This is a genomic window from Brachybacterium sp. P6-10-X1 (genome assembly GCF_001969445.1).
In the GTDB taxonomy this organism is placed as follows: Bacteria; Actinomycetota; Actinomycetes; order Actinomycetales; family Dermabacteraceae; genus Brachybacterium.
Genome location: NZ_CP017297.1, coordinates 2198059 through 2218542, shown reverse-complemented (window position 1 = coordinate 2218542; position 20484 = coordinate 2198059). Strand labels below are relative to the sequence as shown.

The window sequence follows — 20484 nt, the reverse complement described above, 5'->3', positions numbered from 1 at the left end:
CCGACCGGCCGGAGTCGGCGCACGGAGTGACCTCACGGCATCGCCCGCGGCCCTCGGGTCAGCCCGCGGTCATCAGAGGCACGAGCCCCTTGGAGCGCACGACGGCGTCGCGTCCGTCGCACAGCTCGAGGAAGTGGGCGAGCATCAGGTGGCCGTTCTCGGTCAGCACCGACTCCGGGTGGAACTGCACGCCGTGCAGCGGCAGCTCCCTGTGCGCGAGCCCCATGATCATCCCGTCGGCGGTGCGAGCGGTGACGTCGAGGCAGGCAGGGATCGTGGCCGGGTCGACCGTGAGCGAGTGGTACCGGGTCGCGATCATCGGCGACGGGGCGGCGGCGAACACGCTCCTGCCGTCGTGCGTGAGCTCGCTGGTGCGGCCGTGCATGAGCTGCGGGGCGTGCCCCACGGTGGCTCCGAAGTACTGGCCGAGCGCCTGGTGACCCAGGCACACCCCGAGCAGCGGAACGGCGTGCTCGGCGCAGGCCCCGATCACCTCGAGCGAACGCCCGGCGGTGCTGGGGGTGCCGGGGCCGGGGGAGACCAGGACCCCGTCGAAGCCGCTCAGGTCGACACCTCCCGCAGCGTCCGCGGGCACCTCGTCATTGCGCACCACCACGGTCTGCGCGCCCATCTGCTGCAGGTAGCCGACGATCGTGTAGACGAAGCTGTCGTAGTTGTCGATCACGAGGACGCGCGCGCCGGGCGCGCTCGTCCCGGTCCCGCCCGCGGCGGACGTCCCCGGCTCAGTCATTCCCGTTCCCCGTCCCGCGGTCGCCGGCACTGCCGTTCGCAGCTCCGTTCGCGGTGCCGTCGGCGTTGCCGTTCGCGCCGCCTCCGTTATCGCTGGGAGGGTCGCTGGGCTCGTCCGACGGGGTCTCGCTGGGCGTCGGGCTCTCGCTCGGTGCATCGCTGGGCGTCTCACCGGGCGCGTCGCTGGGCGAATCCGTCGGCGTCGGGGAGTCCTCCGGCCCGCTGGAGACCACGATGTTGACCGTGGATCCCCGTTCGGCCTTCTCGTTCGCGCCGGGTTCGGTCCGGATCACGCGGCCCTCCTCCACGGAGTCGGAGGCCTCCTGCTGGGTGTCGATGCCGAAGCCGGCGTCCCCGAGGGTCTTCTGGGCCTCGGAGAGGGTGTGCCCGGTGACGTTCGGGACCGTCACCGGACCCGGGGCCGCCGCCACCACCAGCGAGACGGTGGAGCCGTAGGGGGCGGTGCCGCTGTCGGCCGTCGGGGTCTGGCTGAGCACGGTCCCGGGATCGGCGTCGGTGGTCTCCTTCTCGGAGGGCTCGGGCACCTCGAAACCGGAGCCCTCGAGGGTCTCGGTGGCCTGGTCGACGTCGGTGCCCTCGACATTGGGCACCTCGACATCGCCCGAGGCGAAGCGCACCTCGACCTCGGAGCCCTTCTCCGCACTGGCGCCGCCCTGCGGGGTGGCGCCGGTGACGGTGCCCTTCTCCTGCGGAGCATCCTCCGGCTCCCCCTCGACCATCACGAGGCCGACGTCCGCGAGAGCGCTCTCGGCCTCATCGCGCGTCATGCCCACCAGGTCGTCGGGGACGGTCACCGCCTCCGGGCCGGCCGAGACGGTCACCTCGACGGTGGAGCCGACGGCGACCTCCTCACCCTCTCCGGGGGTGGACTCGATGACCACGCCCTCGTCGACGTCCTGGGACTCGGCCGAGGTGAACTCCCCCTCGAGGCCGGCGTCGTCGAGCAGCGAGCTCGCGTCCTCCTCGGTCTGTCCGGCCAGCTCCGGGACCGGCACCATCTCCGGCCCGGTGTCCCAGGGACGCAGGACGGCCAGCGCGGCACCGATCAGCGCCAGCACGGCGACGATCACCAGGATGATCAGCCACCAGGGACGCTTGCGCTCGGGCTCGTGCTCGACCTCGTCGGGGGAGTGCGGCGACCCCGCCCCGGTGGCGATCGGAGTCGGGTCCGTGGACCACTCGGAGGCCCGTGCCCCGGCGCCCGCGGCGCCGACGCCCGCCATCGCCGGCAGTGCCTCGGTGGCGTCGTCCATCGGGTCCAGCACGGTCGTCGCCTGCCCGTCGGCACCGGCCGGGACCGCTCCGCCGACGAGGGCCGGGGTGCGCCCGGCGACCACGGCGGCGATGTCGCGCGAGAAGGCGACCGCGCTCGGATAGCGCTCCTCGCGGTCCTTGGCGAGACCGGTGAGGATCACCGCGTCCAGCTCCGGGGTGATCGACGGGTTGTACGCCGACGGGGGCTGCGGCTGCTCCCGCACGTGCTGGTAGGCGATGGAGACCGGGGTGTCGCCGGTGAACGGCGGACGGCCCGTCATCAGCTCGTACATCACGCAGGCGGCGGAGTAGATGTCGGAGCGGGCATCGACCAGCTGGCCGCGGGCCTGCTCGGGGGAGAGGTACTGGGCGGTTCCCATGACGGCCTGGGTGGCGGTCATCGCGCTGGTGGCGTCCGCGATCGCCCGGGCGATGCCGAAGTCCATCACCTTGACCGCGCCGGCGTCGTTGATCATCACGTTGCCGGGCTTGATGTCGCGGTGGACGATCCCGGCCCGGTGCGAGTACTCCAAGGCGCTCAGCAGCGCGACCATGATCTCCCCGGCCTTGCGGGCGCCCATCGGGTTCTCGGGATCGATGTGCTCGCGCAGGGTGGTGCCGTGCACGTACTCCATCACGATGTACGGGATGGTGACGTCCGCGCCGGTGACCGTCCTCTGATGCTCCTCGCCGGTGTCGTAGACCGCGACGATCGACGGATGGTTCAGGGCGGCGGCGCTGTGGGCCTCGCGGCGGAACCTCTCCTGGAAGTTCGCATCGCGGGCGAGGTCCGAGCGCAGCACCTTGACGGCGACCGTGCGGTGAAGGCGGGTGTCCTCCGCCAGGAACACCTCGGCCATGCCGCCGGTCCCGAGGATCTTCCCCAGGGTGTAGCGGCCCTCCAGGACCACGTTCTCTTCGCTCACTGAACACCTGTCCTCGTGCCGTGGTCGACACCGACCGATTCGATCATCGTACGTGCTGAGGCCGCGTCCCCGGTGCCGGGGTGATCCACGCCCAGCGCCCCCAGGGGCAGCCATCCCAGACCGCCCGCCACGGCCACCGCGATCACCAGCACCAGCAGGATCAGCAGCACCAGGCCGGGCAGGGTGAACGGGCCGAGGGTGCGACCCGTCGACGTCCCGCGGACCGTGCGCTCCGAGGCGGCGGTGTCCACGTCGCCCAGGGCGCCGGGCGCCGTGGCCCGCTCCGGACCGCCGGCCGTCGGACGGCGGGAACGTCCCGCCGCGGGACTCGCGGCCGAGTGCTCCGCCGATGCCGTGCGCGGGGTACCCGGCGGCGGCGCCGGGGAGGCGGCCGACCTCGCCGAGGGCGCCGACGGTCCCGACAGCGCCGAACCGCCGGAGGCCGCCGAGGCGCCCGAGCGGTGACGGACGCCGCGCCCACGACCGGACATCGGCAGCGGCATGGCGGCCGTCCGGGTCCCGGTCGGCGAGGCCCCGGGCCGCTCGCGCTCGGGACCGGAGCCGTGGCCCGAGCCGGGGGACCGCACGGCATTCTCCCCCGTCCAGTCGTGGTCCTCGACGCGGGTGAGGGGGATCGCCCCGGTCGTGAAGCGGGGCTCGACGCCGCGCTGGATCGCCTCGAGGATCCGGGCCACCGCCGCCGCCGAGCGGGGACGGTTCGCCGGGGCCTTGGCCAGGGTCATCATCACCAGCTGGCGCAGATCCGCGCTGAGCGTCTCCGGCAGCTCCGGCGGCTGCTGCTTGACCTGGGCCATCGCGATCTCGACCTGACTGGAGCCGGTGAAGGGGCGGTGCCCCACCAGCATCTCGTAGGCCACGATCCCCAGCGCGTAGATGTCCGACAGCGAGGTGGCCTGCTTGCCCATCGCCTGCTCGGGGGAGAGGTACTGGGCGGTGCCCATCACCAGCCCGGTCTTGGTCAGCCGCGCCTGGTCCTTGCTGCGGGCGATCCCGAAGTCGGTGATCTTCATGGACCAGTCGTTCTCTTCGTCGACCAGCACGTTCTCCGGCTTCACATCACGGTGGACGACACCCTTGGAATGGGCGGCGTCCAGCGCACGGGCCAGCTCGACGAGGATGGAGACGACCCGCTTCTCGGGCAGCCCGCCGGTGTTCTCCTCGATGATGTCCGACAGCGGACGTCCCGGGCAGAGCTCCATGACGATGTAGGCGCGCCCGTCGAGCTCCCCGTAGTCGTACAGGGCCGCGATCGCGTCGTGCGAGAGGGCCGCGGTGTGGCGGGCCTCCGCCCGGAACCGCTTGAGGAAGCCCTCGTCGCCCGCGTACTCCTCGCGCAGCACCTTGATGGCCACGTCGCGCTCCAGCTCCTGGTCGCGGCCCTTCCAGACCTGCCCCATGCCGCCGGTGGCGATCAGGGACGTGAGTTCGTAGCGCCCTTCGAGCACCAGCCCCGCCTCGGTCCTCATTGCGTGAACACCGCCTCCATGACGTCCTGCGAGATCGGTGCCGCCGTGCGCGACCCGTATCCGCCCTCTTCGACCAGGACCGCGACCGCGATCTTCTGGTCCTCCTGCTGCCCGTATCCGACGAACCACGAATGCGGCGCCCGGTCCTCGCCCCACTCGGCGGTGCCGGTCTTCCCGCCGACCTCGACCCCGTCGACCGCGGCGGCCGTGCCGGTGCCGTCCTCGACCACGCCGACCATCATCTGGCGCATCTGCGCGGCGTTCGAGGCGCTCAGCGGCTGGCCCAGCTCGGTCGGGCTCAGCTCCGCCACCGTCGACAGATCGTTGGTGCGCACCGCGCTGACCAGCTGCGGTTCCATCACCACGCCGTCGTTGGCCATCGCCCCGGCCACCATCGCCATCTGCAGCGGCGTGACCCGGTCCTCGTACTGGCCGATCGAGGTGGTCGCCAGCTGGGCGTCGTCCAGATCGCTGCCGATCGAGGACGGGGTCACCGACAGCGGGATCTCCATGCTCTGGCCGAAACCGAACTCCTGGGCCGTCTGCCGCAGCTGGTCCTCCCCGAGGGACACCCCGAGCTGGGCGAAGGAGGTGTTGCAGGACTGGCGCAGCGCCTCGGCGAGGGTGGACTCGTCATTCGGACCGCAGGGTTCGGTGCCGCCTGCGGCGTGGTTGTTCATCACCGCCGAGGAGTTCGGCAGCTGGTACGTGCCGGGACCGGGGATGACCGTATCGGCCGTGTAGTCCCCGGTCTCGAGCGCGGCCGCGGCTGTGACCAGCTTGAACGCCGAGCCCGGGGGGTACAGGTCCCCGCCGATCGCCCGGTTGGTCAGGGGGCGGTCGGGGTCCTCGTTCAGCGCCGCCCAGGCGTCCTGCACCGCGGCGGTGTCGTGCGAGGCCAGCCGGTTGGGGTCGTAGCTGGGGGAGGAGACCATGGCCAGGATCGCACCCGTCTCCGGGTCCAGGGCGACGACCGAGCCGCGGCGTCCGTCCAGCGCCTCCCAGGCGGCCTCCTGCGCGGCGGAGTCGAGGGTGAGCTCGACGGTCGCGCCCCGTCCCTGCTCGCCCGAGAGGATCGCGGAGATGCGGTGGTAGAACAGGGCGTCGGCCTCGCCCGAGAGCGTGTCGTTCAGGGCGCGCTCGATGCCGGAGAAGCCGTAGACCACCGAGTAGTAGCCGGTCACCGGGGCGTACATCGCGCCGGGATCGTAGCTGCGCAGGTAGCCGTAGGTGTCTCCCGAGGCGGTGGAGGTGGCGATCGGGTCCCCGTCCACGACGATCGGCCCGCGGTGGCGGCCGTACTCGTTGTAGGTGGTGCGCAGGTTCTGCCCGTTGGCGTTGAGCCGGTCCTGGGCGATGACCTGGAAGTACGTGGTCGACGTGAACAGCAGCACGAAGAGCACGCTGACCACCAGCCACACATGACGCAGGGGCTTGTTCATGCCGTCACCTCCGAAGCCGGTCGGCCGGCGCCGCCGGCACCACCTCCGCCGCCACCGCCGACGCCGACCCCGCCGGGGGAGCCGGGGACCTGCCGGGCGGCGGGCCGACGGGCGGCGTCCGAGAGGCGCACCAGGATGCCGGCGATGATCCAGTTGCACACCAGCGAGCTGCCGCCGGCGGCGAGGAAGGGCAGTGTCAGGCCGGTCAGCGGGATCACCCGGGTGACGCCGCCGACGACGACGAACACCTGCAGGGCGATCACGAAGCCGAGGCCGCCCGCCAGCAGGGTGCCGAAGCCGTCGGAGATGCCGACGGCCGCGCGGACCGCGCGCTGGACCAGCAGCAGGTACAGCAGCAGCAGGGCGAAGGCCCCCACCATGCCGAGCTCCTCGGCGAAGGAGGTGAAGATGAAGTCGGACTCCGCATGGGGCACCACGTCCGGGCGCCCCTCACCCAGGCCCGCCCCGGTCAGACCGCCGTTGGCGAGGCCGAACAGGCCCTGGTTGATCTGGCCGCAGGTGGAGAAGTTCTCGCTGGCCAGCGGATCCAGCCAGCAGGTGATGCGGGTGCGGACGTGACCCATCTGGGTGGCCGCGAACACCGCCGGGGGCAGGAACATGACCGCCCCGATCACCAGCCAGCTGAGCCGGTCGGTGGCCACGTACAGCATCACCACGAACAGGCCGAAGAACATCAGCGAGGTGCCCAGGTCGGTCTGGAACACCAGCACCGCCATGGCGAATCCCCAGGCCACCAGGATGGGGCCGAAGTCCGACCAGCGCGGCAGGTGGATGCCGAGCACCTTGGGGCCGGCCAGGGCCAGCGTGTCGCGGCGGGAGACCAGGTACCCGGCGAAGAAGATCGCGAAGGCGATCTTCGCCAGCTCCGCGGGCTGGAAGCTGTTGCCGGCGATCGAGATCCAGATCCGCGAGCCGTTGCGGGCCGAGCCGAGCCCGGGCACCAGCGGCATCAGCAGCAGGACCGCCCCGACCACGGCGCTGATCCAGGTGTAGCGGCGCAGCCGGCGGTGGTCGCGCAGGAGCACCACCACCGCGATGCACAGCAGCGTCCCGACGATCGCCCACAGCATCTGCCGGTCCGCGCTGGCGGAGGTGCGCAGTCCGTAGATCTCGTTCGCGGCGTGCACGCTCTCGATCACGGCGATGCCCAGCAGGTTTAGCAGCACCACCAGGGGGAGGATCACCGGGTCCGCGTAGGGCGTGCGCCACATGACCACGATCTGCAGCGCCAGGGCGAGCAGCGCCGCGCCGATGCCGTACTGCATCAGGTTCCCCGGCAGCTCGTCGAAGCGGCCCAGGTGCACCAGCGCATAGGCCCCCACGCCGATGACCACGGCGAATGCCAACAGCACCGCCTGGATGACGCGGCGCGGGCGGGCGGTGTAGGAGACGATCGTGGCCACTACGAGTCCTCGCCGCCGTCGGAGGCCCCGGTCCCGTCCGTGCCGCCGCCGTCGGAGGGTTCACCGCCGCCGTCGGACGGCGCCGGATCCGTGGCCTCCGGGGGCCGGTCCGCCAGGGCAGCCTGGTCCAGGCGCTCGACGATCGCCTCCGCGGACTCGCGGTCGTCCGCGGAGATGGTCCGTTCCACCTGCTGCCGGGTGACCTCGGGGAGGTCCTCGAGGGAGATGTCCGTGACCTCCACCGGCTCCGACAGCGAGATCGGGCCCAGGTCCTGCGACAGTCCCTGGTAGAGCACCACGTTGGTGCCGTCGGTGCCGACGAAGAACTGGCGCTGCGACCAGGCATAGCCGGCCCACAGCACCCCGCCGAGCAGAGCCACCAGCAGCGTCACGGCCACCAGCGCGGGCCACGGGCTGCGGCGCGGCGGCTCGTCCTCGGAGAAGTCCTCGTCCTGGTAGGGGGCGTCGGACTCGTCGCGGGTCAGCGCGGCGGCCTTCGCTGCCGGGCCGGAGGCGGCGGTCGGCTGGTGCCGGGTGCGGGCCGCCGAGCCGACGATCTGTGGGGACGTGGAGGGGGCCTCCTCGCCGCGGGGGAGGTCGTCGAGGTCGACGACGTCGGCGATGAGGCAGGTGATGTTGTCGGGGCCGCCGCCCTTCAGCGCCAGTTGGATCAGCTCGTCGGCGCACTCGCCGGGATCCTCGAAGGCCTTCAGCGTCGCATCGATGGTGTCCAGCGAGACCAGGCCGGACAGCCCGTCCGAGCACAGCATCCACCGGTCGCCCGGGTGGGCGGGGCGCAGCGAGAGGTCCAGCTCCGGATCGGCGTCGACGTCGCCGAGCACCCGCATCAGCACCGACCGCTGGGGGTGGCGCTCGGCCTCCTCCTCGGTCAGCCGGCCCTCGTCCAGGAGGCGCTGGACGAAGGTGTGGTCCTTGGTGACCTGGATGGTCTCCTCCTCGCGCAGCAGATAGGCGCGGGAGTCGCCGATGTGGGCGAGGGCGAACTTGCCCTCGGCGCGCAGCATCGCGGTGATGGTGGTGCCCAGACCACGCAGCTGGGGCTCGTCGCGGGCGCGGCGCAGGATCTCCTGATTGGCGTCGAGCACCGATTCCTCGAGGGTGGCGACGATGTCCGAGGCCGGGGTCTCGGAGTCCAGCCGGGCCAGTCGGCCGATCGCCACGGAGGAGGCGACGTCGCCGCCGGCGTGGCCGCCCATGCCGTCGGCCACGACCAGCAGGTGACTGCCCGCGTACCCGGAGTCCTGGTTGTTGGACCGCACGAGGCCGACGTCGGAGCGGGCGGCGTACCGCAGGGCGATGCTCATCGCGGACCTCGTCTCAGCTCGATCTCGGTGCGGCCGATCCGCACCTGGGCACCGGGCCGGAACGGCACGGCCCCCTCGATCCGTCGCCCCGACACCAGGGTGCCGTTGGTGGACCCGAGGTCCTCCACGATCCATTCGCCCTCGCGCTGGAACACGCGCGCATGACGGTTGGAGGCGTAGTCGTCATCGAGCACGAGGGTGCACTCCGGTGCGCGGCCGATGAGGATCGGGGTGGAGCCCAGCGTCAGCGAGGTGCCGCGCAGCGGGCCCGCCGTGACCACCATCGCGGTGGCGGTGGCCTCCGGATCGGTGCGCAGCGCCGCCGGGTCGGTGCCCGACGAGCCGGCGGTCCCGCCGACCGGCCCCGAGGCGGGCCGCTGCTCGCGCCGGGGGTCACGGCTGGAACGGTTGACCACCGTGGTGCCGAACAGGTCGTTGCGCAGCACCAGGACCACCACGATCACGAACACCCACAGCGCCAGGACGAATCCCAGGCGGAGTGCGACGAGGGTCAGTTCGCTCATCGGGCGCTCACCAGGTGACCGGACCGGCCGCCGGGAGCAGCACGGTCAGCCGGGTGCGGCCGATCTTGATCAGGGAGCGGTCCTGCAGGGCCACGGGCGTGGTGATGCGCTCGCCGTCGACGAAGGTGCCGTTGGTGGAACCGAGGTCGGTGGCCACCAGGCCGCCGGCGGGCTCGTTCCCGACGGACGCATCGGTGCGCAGCTCGAGGTGGTGGCGGGAGACCCCGGTGTCCTCGAGGATGATGTCCGCGTCGCCGCCGCGCCCGATCACGGTGACGGGGCCGGTCAGGAGGTACTGCTGGCCGTCGATCTCGACGATCGGGCTGCCGCCGGACTCGGTGCGGGCCGCGCCCGTCGCGGGGGCCACGCTGCCGCGCTCGGTGCGGGACTCGGTCTCGAACCGGCCCGCGCGCACCTCGTCGTCGGCCGCGAGGTCCACGTGGACCCCGCCGACGAACATGTAGCGCTGCTTCTCCGCATGTTCCATGAGCACCCGCTGGAGCTCGTCGAGCAGGGTGTCCTGCCAGGAGGCGAAGCGCTCGTGGTCCTGCGAGTGCAGGTAGATGGTGTAGACGTTCGGGGCCAGGGTCCGGGTGCGGTCGAGCACCTGGATCTGGTCGTCGCATTCGCGCTTGAGCCCCTGTGCGAGGTCGAGCGGCTTCAGCTGGCCGCGACCGGGCGAGAACACGCTCGTCACGCCGCGGTCGAGCCCGCGCTCGATCCGATCCAAGATCCCCACGGTGGTCCTTCGCTGTCGCTGTGCCTGCGCCCCGACGGCCGACGGGGCTGTTCGCCCTCCCGATCGTAGCGCGTGGCCAGGTCATCGAACCGGCGACAGGGCGGTGGGGGTGGCAAGGGAATCGTGCAGGTCTCGTAAAGGCGTCCCCGCCCGGGCCGTGACGAGGGTCGGCCCTCGGACGGGAGACCGGCCCGTGCCCTGCTCGTCGGCCTGTGCCATATTTGGAGGTGTGGAGAGCGAGACCCTGCCCGAGATCCCCGTCGACGTCCCGTTCGAGCACGCCATGGGGGTGTCCGACGCCGAGCGCACCCTGTGCGTCCAGGGGGAGCCGGGTCGGGTCTGGGACCTGGCCAGCGTCTCCAAGCCGCTGGCCGCCCTCGGGGTGCTGATCGCCGTGGACCGCGGACTGCTCGACCTCGCCGAGCCCGCCGGCCGGGAGGGCGCCACGGTGCGCCACCTGCTGGCCCACACCGCCGGATATGCCTTCGACGGTCGGGAGCCCGTCAGCGCCGTCGGGGCCCGGCGCATCTACTCCAACACCGGCTTCGAGGTGCTCGCCGCCCACCTGGAGGACGCCACCGGGTACGAGTTCGAGGACTGGATGGAGCAGACGGTGGTCCAGGGCCTCGCGCTGCGGGACCTCGAGGCGACCGGCTCCCCGGCGGCCGGATACCGCGGCAGCATCCGCGACCTGCTCGCCGTCGGCCGCGAGCTGCTCGCCCCCACCCTGATCTCCACCGAGCTGTGGCGCGAGGCGACCAGCGTGCAGTTCCCGGGCCTGGACGGCATCCTGCCCGGCTACGGCCGCCAGCAGCCCAACGACTGGGGCCTCGGGTTCGAGATCCGCGACGGCAAGTCGCCGCACTGGACCGGCGAGAGGACGAGTCCGCGCACCGTCGGGCACTTCGGCCAGTCCGGCTCCTTCCTCTGGGTCGACCCCGACGCCGGTCTGACGGCCGCCTTCCTCGGCGCCGAGCCCTTCGGCGCGACGCACGTGCGGATCTGGCCGGGCCTGACCGACGCGATCCTCGAGCGCCACGGCGACGGCTCGGCGCGATGAGCGCTCTCGCGACGCTCGACGAGCTCGGCTTCGAGGCCTGCGCGGTCGTGCTGGGCCCCGAGGGTGTGCGTGAGCAGCGCGGGGACGTGGACCTGCCCCGGCCCTGGCGCTCGGTCACCAAGACCCTCACCGGTGTCGGCGCGGCCGTCGCGCTGCAGGAGGGGCGCGTGGGCCTCGACGACCCGGCCGGCCCCGAGGGCTCCACGCTGCGCCATCTGCTCGCTCATGCCTCCGGGTACTTCTACGAGTCCGCGCGGACTCTGCAGGCCCCCGGTCTGCGCCGCCACTACTCCAATTACGGCATCGACGAGGCCGCCCGCCACCTCGAGCGCGCCACCGGCCATGACATCGGCGACTGGGTCCAGGAGAAGGTCGCCGACCCGCTGGGGATGAGCCGCCTGGACTGGGGCGGCTCGCCGTCGGTGGGCGCCGTCGGCCCCATCGCGGATCTGGCCCTCCTCGCCGCCGAGGTGCTGCGGCCGACGCTGCTGGACCCCCCGTGGTACCGCGAGCTGACCACCGCCCAGTTCCCCGAGCTGGTGGGCATCATGCCCGGCTTCGGCAAGCAGACGCCGAATCCCTTCGGACTGGGGTTCGAGGTGCGGGGGACCAAGTCCCCGCACTGGACCGCGACGCACAACTCCCCGGCGACGGTCGGTCACTTCGGCATGCGCGGGACCGCGTTCTGGGTCGACCCCGAGGCTGACCTCGCCCTGGTGATCGGCAGCGCCCACGATTTCTGCGACGCCCACCGCGAGGTCCTGCCCCGCCTGGGCGATGCGGTGCTGGAGGCCCACGCACGGTGAGTCCCGCGACCTCCGCTCGCCGGGGGGTGGGCGCCGAGCCCGTGTGAGGACGACACGCCTGCCCGTTCCACCGATGCGTTCCTTCGGCGGGTCGGATCAGTGGAATCGGCGAGAAGGGCCGGCGTGTCCGGCACCTCCCACGTGTCCCATGTGTCCGACGTGTCCGACGTGTCCGACGTGTCCGGCACGACCGGGCGAGGTGACGTGCGCCTCGGGCGGTGGCTACAGTCGAGCGGACGGAGACGGCCCCCGCCGCCGTGGAGGCATCGGTCGGGGACCGTGACCCCGACCAGTCCGACGCACGCCGCGCCACGAGCGCCCGAGGAGCCGCCCAGATGTTCGATGACAGGGAACTGACCGAGTCCCGGATCCGCCGCTTCACCCAGGACCACCTGGTCCCGCGGATCTACCAGGAGACCGCCCCGGTGCATCTGAGCGCTCACCGGCTCGCCGGGGAGCCGATCCCGCCCCGGGAGGCGATCATCGAGCGGGCCGCGCAGTACGAGCCGCTCGAGGTGGGGGCGCCGCTGGGGCGGGCCTGGTCCACCACCTGGCTGCACGTGACCGGCACCGTCCCCGCCGACTGGGCGCTCGATGAGTCCTCCGCCCCGGAGCTGCTGGTCGACCTCGCCTTCACCGGCCAGCCCGGCTTCCAGGCCGAGGCGCTGGTGTTCACCCCGGACGGAGTGCCGGTCAAGGCCATCAACCCCGACAACCGCTACCTCCCGGTCACCCCGGGCGAGGAGCTGGACTACTACCTCGAATGCGCCGCGAACCCGCAGGTCGCCGGTGGCTGGACCTTCGAACCCACCCCGCTCGGCGACCTCGCCACCGTGGGCGACGAGGAGCTGTACTCGATCACGGAGCTCCACCTCGCCCGCCGCGACGTGCGGATCTGGGAGCTCGCGGAGGACTTCCGGGCACTGACCGGACTGATGATCGAGCTGCCCGGGACCAGCCCGCGCCGTCACGAGATCCTGCGCGCCCTGGAGGCCGCCTGCGACGTCGCCGACCCCGACGACATGCCCGGCACCGCCGAGGCCGCCCGGGCGGTGCTGCGCCCGGCCCTGGAGCGCCCGGCGAACCGGTCCGCGCTCACCGTGCTGGCCACGGGGCACGCCCACATCGACTCGGCCTGGCTGTGGCCGGTGCGGGAGACCGTCCGCAAGGTGGCCCGCACCTTCTCCAACGTCGCCGCGCTGATCGAGAACGACCCCGACGTCACCTTCTCCGCCTCCTCCGCGCAGCAGTACGCGTGGCTGAAGGACCGCTACCCGGAGCTGTTCGAACGGATCCGCGGCCACGTCGCCGAGGGCCGCTTCGTGCCGGTGGGCGGCATGTGGGTCGAGTCCGACACCAACATGCCCGGCTCCGAGGCCATGGCCCGCCAGTTCATCGCCGGCAAACGGTTCTTCCTGGAGAATTTCGGGGTCGAGACGCGGGAGACCTGGCTGCCGGACTCCTTCGGCTACTCCGCCGCGCTGCCGCAGATCGCAGCCCTGGCCGGTCAGGAGTTCTTCCTGACCCAGAAGGTGTCCTGGAACCAGGTCAACACCTTCCCCCACCACACCTTCCGCTGGGAGGGCATCGACGGCACCAGCGTGTTCACCCACTTCCCGCCGGCCGACACCTACAACGGGATGCTCTCGGGCCAGGAGCTGGCCTACTTCGAGCGCAACTTCAAGGAGAAGGGCCGCTCCACGATCGGCCTGGACCTGTTCGGCTGGGGCGACGGCGGCGGCGGACCGACCCGCGAGATGATGGCAGCCGGGCGCCGCGCCGCCGATCTCGAGGGCTCGCCGAAGGTCGAGTTCGGCACTGCCGAGGACTTCTTCGAGCGAGCCCGGGACGAGTACGAGGACGCTCCGGTGTGGAACGGAGAGCTGTACCTCGAGCTCCACCGCGGCACCTACTCGGCACAGCTCGGGACCAAGCAGGGCAACCGGCGCAGCGAGCACGCGCTGCACGAGGCGGAGTTCCTGGCCTCCCTGGCCGCGATCCGCGCCGGCGTCGAGTACCCGCACGACGAGCTCGAGGCGCTGTGGGAGAACACTCTGCTGGGGCAGTTCCACGACATCCTGCCCGGCTCCTCGATCGCCTGGGTCCACCGCGAGGCCGAGCGGGGCCATGCCGCGACCGCCGAGCGCGCCGAGGAGATCATCGCCGGGGCGCTCGCCGCGCTCGCGGAGACCGGCGGCGCGAGCCCCGGGGACGCGGACGGGGGAGCGACCACCGGCTGCGAGCCCCCGGTGCTGCTGAACACCGCCCCGGTGCCCCGCCGCGGGGTGCCCGCCTATGCGGCAGGCACGGCCAGCACCGGTCCCGAGGGCGTGGTGGTGTTCCGCGAGGGCGGCACCATCACCATCGAGAACGCTGCGCTGCGGGCCGTGCTCGACGCGACCGGGGCGATCACCTCGCTGGTGGACCGCGCCGGCGGTCGCGAGGCCATCGCCCCCGGTTCCCGCGGCGCCCTGCTGCAGCTGCACCGTGACACCCCCAACGCCTGGGACGCCTGGGACATCGACGAGTTCTACCGCCACGTGGTGCGCGATCTCGAGGCCCCCACCGACGTCGAGGTCAGCGAGGAGGGCGCGGGGGTGCGGGTCGCCTTCACCTACACCACCGCCCAGGGCGAGGGGGCCGCGACCTCCGGGGTCACCGGAGCCGGGTCGACCATCGTGAAGACCTACGTGCTGCGCCCGGGCGACGTCTCCCTCGAGATCGGCCACGACATCGACTGGCGCGAGCGCAAGAAGGCCCTCAAGCTCGCCTTCGGCCTGGACGTGCGAGCCTCCCACCTCAGCAGCGAGATCCAGTTCGGCCACATCGACCGTCCGATCCCGGTGAACACCTCCTGGGACGCCGCCCGCTTCGAGACCTGCGCGCACCGCTGGGTGCACCTGGCCGAAGGGGATTACGGGGTGGCGATCGCCAACGACTCCACCTACGGGCACGACGTGCTGCGCACGGTGCGCGAGTCCGACGGCGGCACCACCACGACCGCGCGCCTGACCCTGGTGCGCGCCCCCGAGTACCCGGACCCCGGCGCCGACCACGGGACGTACTCGCTGCGGGTGGCCGTCCGGCCCGGCACCTCGATCACCGGAGCCGTCGAGGAGGGGTATCGGATCAATCTGCCCGAGCGGCGGGTGAACGCCGCCGTCGCCGCCGCCGTCGCGCAGCCGCTGGTCAGCGCCGAGCCCTCGAGCGTGCTGGTGGAGACCATGAAGCTCGCCGAGGACCGCTCCGGCGATCTCGTGGTGCGCCTGTACGAGTCGCAGGGGATCCGCTCCCGCGCGACCGTCCGGCTCGATGCGGCCCTGGACGAGGGAGACGTCGCCGTGGTGGACCTGCTCGAACGGCCCTTCGCCGACGACGCCCCGGCACATCTGTCCGCCGTGGGTCAGGACGAGGGCGGCGCCGTGCGGCTGACCTTCCGGCCCTTCGAGATCAAGACCCTGCGCATCGCCCGCCGCTGAGCTCGGGGCGGCGGGGAGGACCGTCGAGCCGCGGCGCCCCGCCGCTCACATGTTGTGGATCAGCGGGCCGGCGGGCTCGCGCCAGCCGGACAGGACCTCGAGCATGCGCACCATGCGCACGGTGGCGGCGACGTCGTGGACCCGCAGGACGCGGGCACCCTGGCGCATGGCCCAGGCGGCCGCGGCGAGCGAGCCCTCCAGCCGCTCCTCCTTGGCCAGACCCAGCGACTCGCCGATCACGTCCTTGCGGGACAGCGCCGCCAGCACCGGCAGCCCGAGGGAGGTGTACTCGGACCAGTCACGCAGCAGCTCCAGGGTCTGCAGGGTGTTCTTGTTGAGATCCGGTCCGGGGTCGAGGACGATCCTCCCGCGCGGGACGCCGGCCTCGAGCGCCCGTTCCAGGCGGGCGGCGAGGAAGTCCCGCACCTCCTCGACGACGTCCTCGTACCGCGGCCGGGGGTACTCCTGCCGAGGGTGGGCCAGCGAGTGCGTGATCACCAGCGAAGCCCCCGTGCGGGCGACGGTCGAGGCCATGTCGGGGTCCGACAGCCCGGTGGTGTCGTTGATCAGGTCCGCCCCCACCTCGATGCTCGCCGCGGCGACGGAGGCATGGAAGGTGTCCACCGACAGCAGCACGTGCACGGGCAGCTCGCGGCGCAGCGCCCGGAGCACCGGGACCACGCGGTCGATCTCCTCGGCTGCCGGCAGCGGCGCGCCCGGGGCGAACTTCACGCCGCCCACGTCGATGATGTCGGCGCCCGCCGCAGCAGCCTCGAGACCGGCGGCGACCGCGGTCTCCAGAGCCCAGGTGCGGCCCTCGTCGAAGAAGGAGTCCCTGGTGCGGTTGACGATGCCCATCACCAGCACACGCGTGCTGGTGTCCGGCAGCGGACGGGGGGCCGGGGCCTCCGGACGCGGGAGCCGCGCCCGGTCGCCCACCGGAGCTTCAGCCGTGCGGGCTAGAGTGGCGTCCGCCGTGAGGGAACTCTCCGGCGAGCTGTCGTCGTAGGCGTTCGTCATGGCGGGTTCCTTCGCTGTTCACGCGGGTGTTCCTCATCTTTGAGCGGCACCCGACCTGCACTATCGTGAGATGACCACGAAACTACACGATCCGGATGCGGTGCCTTTCCGCAGGCCGGGACCCGGACCCCTGGAAGGACTCACCCCATGAAGATCGTCGTCGCCGGCGGAGATGGATTCTGCGGATGGCCCACTGCTCTGTATCTTTCGCAGAAGGGCCATGACGTCACCATCATGGACAACCTGGTGCGGCGCGAGATCGACGAGGAGCTGGGCTCCAACTCGGTGACCCCGATCCTTCCGCTGCAGGAGCGCGTGGCGGCGTGGAAGGAGGTCTCCGGCAAGGACATCGCGGTCGAGATCGCCGATCTGACGGACTACGACGCGGTCGCGAAGGTCTTCCAGGAGGTCCAGCCGGAGTCCTACGTGCACTTCGCCGAGCACCGCTCCGCGCCCTACTCGATGATCGATCGCGAGCACGCGATCGAGAACCATCGCAACAATGTCGAGGGCACCCTGAACGTGCTGTGGGCGATCAAGGATTTCGCCCCGGACTGCCACCTCGTCAAGCTCGGCACCATGGGCGAGTACGGCCAGCCGAACATCGACATCGAGGAGGGCTGGATCGAGGTCGAGCACAAGGGCCGCACGGACCGCCTGCCCTACCCCAAGCAGCCGGGGTCGTTCTACCACCTCACCAAGGTGCACGACAGCGACAACATCATGTTCGCCTGCAAGATCTGGGGCATCCGCGCCACCGATCTCAACCAGGGCGTCGTCTACGGCCTGGAGACCGACGAGACCCGCCTCGACCCGCGCCTGGTCAACCGCTTCGACTACGACGCGGTGTTCGGCACGGCCATGAACCGCTTCATCATCCAGGCGGCCATCGGCCACGACCTCACGGTCTACGGCAACGGCTCCCAGACCCGCGGCTACCTGGACATCCAGGACACCGTGCGCTGCATCGAGATCGCCTGCGAGAACCCTGCCGACCGCGGCGAGTTCCGCGTCTACAACCAGTTCACCGAGCAGTTCTCCGTCAAGGAGCTGGCCGAGAAGGTGCAGAAGGTGGGTCGCGACCTGGGCCTGGACGTCGAGCTGGCCACCACCGAGAACCCGCGCGTGGAGAAGTACGACCACTACTACAACGCGGTCAACACGAACCTGCTGGACCTGGGCCTGCAGCCGCACCTGCTGACCGACGAACACCTCGCCGAGGTGCTCAAGGTCGCGATGAACAACACCGACCGGGTCAAGCGCGAGCTGGTCATGCCCACCGTCACCTGGAAGTGAGAACCCTTCCGTGAAGATCGCGATCGTCACGGAGACCTTCGTGCCGTCCGTCGACGGCGTGGTGACGCGCCTGCGCCACGCCGTCGACCGGTTCACCGACCTCGGACACGAGGTCATGGTGATCGCCCCTGCGCTCGGCGTGTCCGAGTACCACGGGGCCAGGGTGGTGGGCATCCGTCCGGTGACGCTGCCGTTCTACAAGCATCGCCGTTTCACCCTGCCCCACCCCACCGTGGACGGCATCATCCGCGGCTTCCACCCGGACGTGGTGCACGCGGCCCAGCCGTTGCTGCTGGCCTCCTCGGGCGCGTTCGCCGCGCACCGGCAGCGGATCCCGCTGGTGGCGAGCTATCACACGCACATCCCGCGCTACCTGGACCTGTACAAGGCCTATCGCTGGGGGAAGCGGCCCGTGTGGTGGCAGATCAAGCGCAACCACGCGCTGGCCGACGTCAACATCGCCACCTCCGAGACGATGCGCGCGGAGCTCGCCGAGAAGGGGCTGCGCGACCTGCACGTGGTGCGGCGCGGGGTGGACACGGAGACCTTCCATCCCCGCTTCGCCGCGGAGTCGATGCGCGAGCGCCTGACCGAGGGGCATCCGGAGAAGAAGCTGCTGGTCTTCGTGGGCCGGCTGGCCGCGGAGAAGGAGATCCACACCCTGCGGCCGATGATGGAGCGCCGTGACGACGTGGCCCTGGCGATCGTGGGGGACGGCCCCTACCGCGCGGAGCTCGAGCGGCACTTCGCCGGCACCGCGACGCTGTTCCCCGGTTTCATGGACGGCGAGGAGCTCGCCAGCGCCTTCGCCAGCTCCGACGCCTTCGTGTTCCCCTCGGTCACCGAGACCCTGGGCCTGGTGATCCTCGAGGGCATGGCCTCCGGGCTCCCGGTGGTCGCCGCCCGCTCGGGGCCGACGATGGAGCAGGTCACCGATGGGGAGAACGGGCTGCTGTTCGATTCCGGGGACGAGGCGAGCCTGGATGCGGCGCTGACCCGTCTCGGGGACGGCGCGCTGCGCGGACGCATCCGCGAGGCCGCCCGCGCGGAGGCGGAGAAGTTCTCCTGGGAGAACGCCTCCGACGATCTGCTGCGCTACTACGAGATGGCGATCGAGAAGCACCGGTGAGCACCACGACCCCGATCCCCGCCACCGCCTCCGTCCCCACCGGTGCGATGGACCAGCCCCGCGGGGTGGTCCTCGTCAGCGATCGGGTGCGGCTCGAGCCGCTCGGACCGCAGCACGTCCAGGGCCTGCGCGAGGTCGTGGCCGACGGGGAGATCTGGCGGATCCCGTATGCGCCCCATGTTCCCTCACCCGAGCAGGTCGCCGGCGCGGTCGCGGCCCAGCGTGCCTCGGACGAGGCGGGCAGGACGGTCTCCTGGGCCGTGGTCGATCGTGCGAGCGACCGGGTCGTCGGGCACACCACGTTCCTGAACATCTCGGTGCGCGACCGCCGCCTCGAGATCGGCTCCACCTATCTGGCGGGGTCCGTGCACCGCACCGGGCTGAACGCCGCGGTGAAGCTGGTGCTCCTGACACATGCCTTCGAACAGCTCGGCTGTCTCGGCGTGGAGTTCCGGGTCCACCATCTGAACATCGCGTCCCGTCGCGCCGTGGAGCGGCTCGGCGCCCAGCAGGACGGCATCCTGCGGGCGCACCGGATCATGCCCGACGGGACCCTGCGCCACACCGTGGTCTACTCGATCCTCGCGGACGAGTGGTCGGGCGTGAGGGCGTCGCTGGAGCACCGCCTGCGCAGTTGATCACGGTGTGGCCGACGTGCCACGAACGCCCGAGGCCCGGCCCCGCGCAGGCGGGACCGGGCCTCGGGCGTGCGGCCGCTGGGGCCGGGGGATCGATCAGCGGTAGGTGACGAACCCGGTCGGGCTGCCCCAGATGTCGCGCTCGACGACCTCGCCCTGGGAGCCGGACGCGTCGATGATCTTGCCGTCGCCGGCGTAGATCGCGATGTGGCCCGGGTAGGTCACGAGGTCGCCGGGCTGGGCCTCGGCCTCTGAGATGCTGCGTCCCTGCTCGGCCTGTGCGCCGGAGGTGCGCGGCACGTCGATGCCGGCGGCCTCGTAGGCGTAGGCCACCAGGCCCGAGCAGTCCATGCCGCTCATCGAGTCGCCGCCCCAGGAGTACGGGGTGCCGATCGCCGAGCGGGCGGCGTCGACGATCGAGCTGCTGCCGTCGGAGGTCGGCACCGCGGTCGCGCCCGCGGCGGAGGCCGTGCCCGTCTCGGCGGAGTCGCCGTCGAGCGCGCCGTGGGTCTCGGGTCCCACCACGCCGTCGACCTCGAGGCCCTGCTCGGTCTGGAAGCTCGTGACCGCTTCGTGCGTCATGGAGCCGAAGTACCCGGTCTCGGGCAGGTCGGCCCCTTCGGCGTTGAGCGCGTCCTGCAGCGCCTCGACGGCCTCGCCGGAGTCGCCCTGGCGCAGGGTCTCCTGGCCGGTGTCGGCGGAATCCTGCGCGGGGGCGGACTGGGAGCTGCTGGGCGCCTCGTCGCCGCCGACGAGACCCTGGTCGTTCGCCATCGCGGCGGAGCCGCCGGTGAAGGCGGTGCCGACGAGGACGGCGCCCAGGACGGCGCTTCCGCCGAGACCGCGGGCGGCGCGGTGGGAGGTCGCGAGGGGAGTGACGGCGCGGCCGTGGGCGCGGTGGGTGTTCTGTCGTGCCATGAGTGCGAATCATTCCTTTCGATCTCATGTGGCGAGATCGAGCGCTGGTCTGTGGTCCGTGGCATCGGTCGGCGAGAGGTCGCGGGTCGGAACGGGGTGGTGCCGAGCCGATCGACCGGCCGTTCGGGCGATGCGAGATCCACCGTAGGAGTCGCCCACAGGGCCCCGGTACCGGCTTGAACGAGTCGGGCGGCGGGATTTACGGAGCATTGACGCCTGAGAGGACGTGGGTCACCGAACCGGGGT

16 protein-coding genes are annotated in these 20484 nt (G+C 71.8%); 6 read left to right on the top strand and 10 right to left on the bottom strand.

Annotated features, from left to right (window positions below):
• Positions 1 to 58: 58 nt before the first annotated feature.
• The 8 genes from BH708_RS10135 to BH708_RS10100 are packed head-to-tail and all read right to left on the bottom strand — an operon-like array spanning position 59 to position 9892.
• Positions 59 to 751, bottom strand: coding sequence for an aminodeoxychorismate/anthranilate synthase component II (locus tag BH708_RS10135; RefSeq protein ID WP_076808460.1), 693 nt, complete (start codon positions 749 to 751; stop codon positions 59 to 61).
• Positions 744 to 2951 carry a Stk1 family PASTA domain-containing Ser/Thr kinase gene (gene pknB, locus BH708_RS10130; RefSeq protein ID WP_083713466.1) on the bottom strand — a complete coding sequence of 736 codons (2208 nt, stop codon included), beginning with the start codon at positions 2949 to 2951 and terminating at the stop codon, positions 744 to 746. Before pknB ends, BH708_RS10135 begins: the two co-directional genes overlap by 8 nt.
• The gene (locus BH708_RS10125; protein WP_076808459.1) at positions 2948 to 4438 is read right to left on the bottom strand and encodes a serine/threonine-protein kinase; all 1491 of its coding nucleotides are present in this window, start codon (positions 4436 to 4438) and stop codon (positions 2948 to 2950) included. Before BH708_RS10125 ends, pknB begins: the two co-directional genes overlap by 4 nt.
• The gene (locus BH708_RS10120; RefSeq protein ID WP_076808458.1) at positions 4435 to 5880 is read right to left on the bottom strand and encodes a penicillin-binding protein 2; all 1446 of its coding nucleotides are present in this window, start codon (positions 5878 to 5880) and stop codon (positions 4435 to 4437) included. Before BH708_RS10120 ends, BH708_RS10125 begins: the two co-directional genes overlap by 4 nt.
• Positions 5877 to 7304: an FtsW/RodA/SpoVE family cell cycle protein gene (locus tag BH708_RS10115; protein ID WP_083713464.1), complete on the bottom strand. Its 1428-nt coding sequence runs from the start codon at positions 7302 to 7304 to the stop codon at positions 5877 to 5879. The genes BH708_RS10120 and BH708_RS10115 overlap by 4 nt, the downstream gene beginning before the upstream one ends.
• The gene (locus tag BH708_RS10110) at positions 7304 to 8629 is read right to left on the bottom strand and encodes a PP2C family serine/threonine-protein phosphatase (protein WP_076808457.1); all 1326 of its coding nucleotides are present in this window, start codon (positions 8627 to 8629) and stop codon (positions 7304 to 7306) included. The genes BH708_RS10115 and BH708_RS10110 overlap by 1 nt, the downstream gene beginning before the upstream one ends.
• Positions 8626 to 9153 (bottom strand): FHA domain-containing protein, encoded by a 528-nt coding sequence (locus tag BH708_RS10105; RefSeq protein ID WP_076808456.1) that lies wholly within the window; start codon positions 9151 to 9153, stop codon positions 8626 to 8628. Before BH708_RS10105 ends, BH708_RS10110 begins: the two co-directional genes overlap by 4 nt.
• A gap of 7 nt (positions 9154 to 9160) precedes the next feature.
• Entirely contained in the window at positions 9161 to 9892 is a 732-nt protein-coding gene (locus tag BH708_RS10100; protein WP_076808455.1) for a DUF3662 and FHA domain-containing protein, read from the bottom strand.
• A 229-nt stretch (positions 9893 to 10121) separates the two neighbouring features.
• Between BH708_RS10100 and BH708_RS10095 the strand changes: the two genes are divergently transcribed.
• From BH708_RS10095 to BH708_RS10085, 3 genes are all read left to right on the top strand, one after another.
• Positions 10122 to 10952, top strand: a complete 831-nt coding sequence (locus BH708_RS10095; RefSeq protein WP_253705296.1) for a serine hydrolase — start codon at positions 10122 to 10124, stop codon at positions 10950 to 10952.
• Complete coding sequence (locus BH708_RS10090; protein WP_076808454.1) at positions 10949 to 11758, top strand: serine hydrolase; 810 nt, start codon at positions 10949 to 10951, stop codon at positions 11756 to 11758. Before BH708_RS10095 ends, BH708_RS10090 begins: the two co-directional genes overlap by 4 nt.
• A gap of 335 nt (positions 11759 to 12093) precedes the next feature.
• A complete protein-coding gene (locus BH708_RS10085) occupies positions 12094 to 15237 on the top strand; it encodes an alpha-mannosidase (RefSeq protein WP_076811104.1) in 3144 nt (1047 codons plus the stop codon).
• Between the two features lie 45 nt (positions 15238 to 15282).
• On the opposite strand, the gene folP is transcribed toward BH708_RS10085, so the two are convergent.
• Positions 15283 to 16257: a dihydropteroate synthase gene (gene folP, locus BH708_RS10080; RefSeq protein ID WP_083713463.1), complete on the bottom strand. Its 975-nt coding sequence runs from the start codon at positions 16255 to 16257 to the stop codon at positions 15283 to 15285.
• Between the two features lie 147 nt (positions 16258 to 16404).
• Between folP and BH708_RS10075 the strand changes: the two genes are divergently transcribed.
• The 3 genes from BH708_RS10075 to BH708_RS10065 are packed head-to-tail and all read left to right on the top strand — an operon-like array spanning position 16405 to position 19320.
• Entirely contained in the window at positions 16405 to 17553 is a 1149-nt protein-coding gene (locus BH708_RS10075; RefSeq protein WP_076808453.1) for an NAD-dependent epimerase/dehydratase family protein, read from the top strand.
• Between the two features lie 10 nt (positions 17554 to 17563).
• A complete protein-coding gene (locus BH708_RS10070) occupies positions 17564 to 18682 on the top strand; it encodes a glycosyltransferase family 1 protein (protein WP_076808452.1) in 1119 nt (372 codons plus the stop codon).
• Positions 18679 to 19320, top strand: coding sequence for a GNAT family N-acetyltransferase (locus tag BH708_RS10065; RefSeq protein ID WP_253705295.1), 642 nt, complete (start codon positions 18679 to 18681; stop codon positions 19318 to 19320). The genes BH708_RS10070 and BH708_RS10065 overlap by 4 nt, the downstream gene beginning before the upstream one ends.
• A gap of 96 nt (positions 19321 to 19416) precedes the next feature.
• Here BH708_RS10065 and BH708_RS10060 read toward each other — a convergent pair whose 3' ends face one another.
• Positions 19417 to 20238, bottom strand: a complete 822-nt coding sequence (locus tag BH708_RS10060; RefSeq protein ID WP_076808451.1) for a C40 family peptidase — start codon at positions 20236 to 20238, stop codon at positions 19417 to 19419.
• Positions 20239 to 20484: the final 246 nt, after the last annotated feature.

Coding starts and splice junctions, on each gene's coding strand:
- BH708_RS10135 (WP_076808460.1), bottom strand. CDS start 751: ATGACTGAGCCGGGGACGTCCGCCGCGGGCGGGACCGGGACGAGCGCG.
- BH708_RS10125 (WP_076808459.1), bottom strand. CDS start 4,438: ATGAGGACCGAGGCGGGGCTGGTGCTCGAAGGGCGCTACGAACTCACG.
- BH708_RS10120 (WP_076808458.1), bottom strand. CDS start 5,880: ATGAACAAGCCCCTGCGTCATGTGTGGCTGGTGGTCAGCGTGCTCTTC.
- BH708_RS10110 (WP_076808457.1), bottom strand. CDS start 8,629: ATGAGCATCGCCCTGCGGTACGCCGCCCGCTCCGACGTCGGCCTCGTG.
- BH708_RS10105 (WP_076808456.1), bottom strand. CDS start 9,153: ATGAGCGAACTGACCCTCGTCGCACTCCGCCTGGGATTCGTCCTGGCG.
- BH708_RS10090 (WP_076808454.1), top strand. CDS start 10,949: ATGAGCGCTCTCGCGACGCTCGACGAGCTCGGCTTCGAGGCCTGCGCG.
- BH708_RS10085 (WP_076811104.1), top strand. CDS start 12,094: ATGTTCGATGACAGGGAACTGACCGAGTCCCGGATCCGCCGCTTCACC.
- folP (WP_083713463.1), bottom strand. CDS start 16,257: ATGACGAACGCCTACGACGACAGCTCGCCGGAGAGTTCCCTCACGGCG.
- BH708_RS10075 (WP_076808453.1), top strand. CDS start 16,405: ATGAAGATCGTCGTCGCCGGCGGAGATGGATTCTGCGGATGGCCCACT.
- BH708_RS10060 (WP_076808451.1), bottom strand. CDS start 20,238: ATGGCACGACAGAACACCCACCGCGCCCACGGCCGCGCCGTCACTCCC.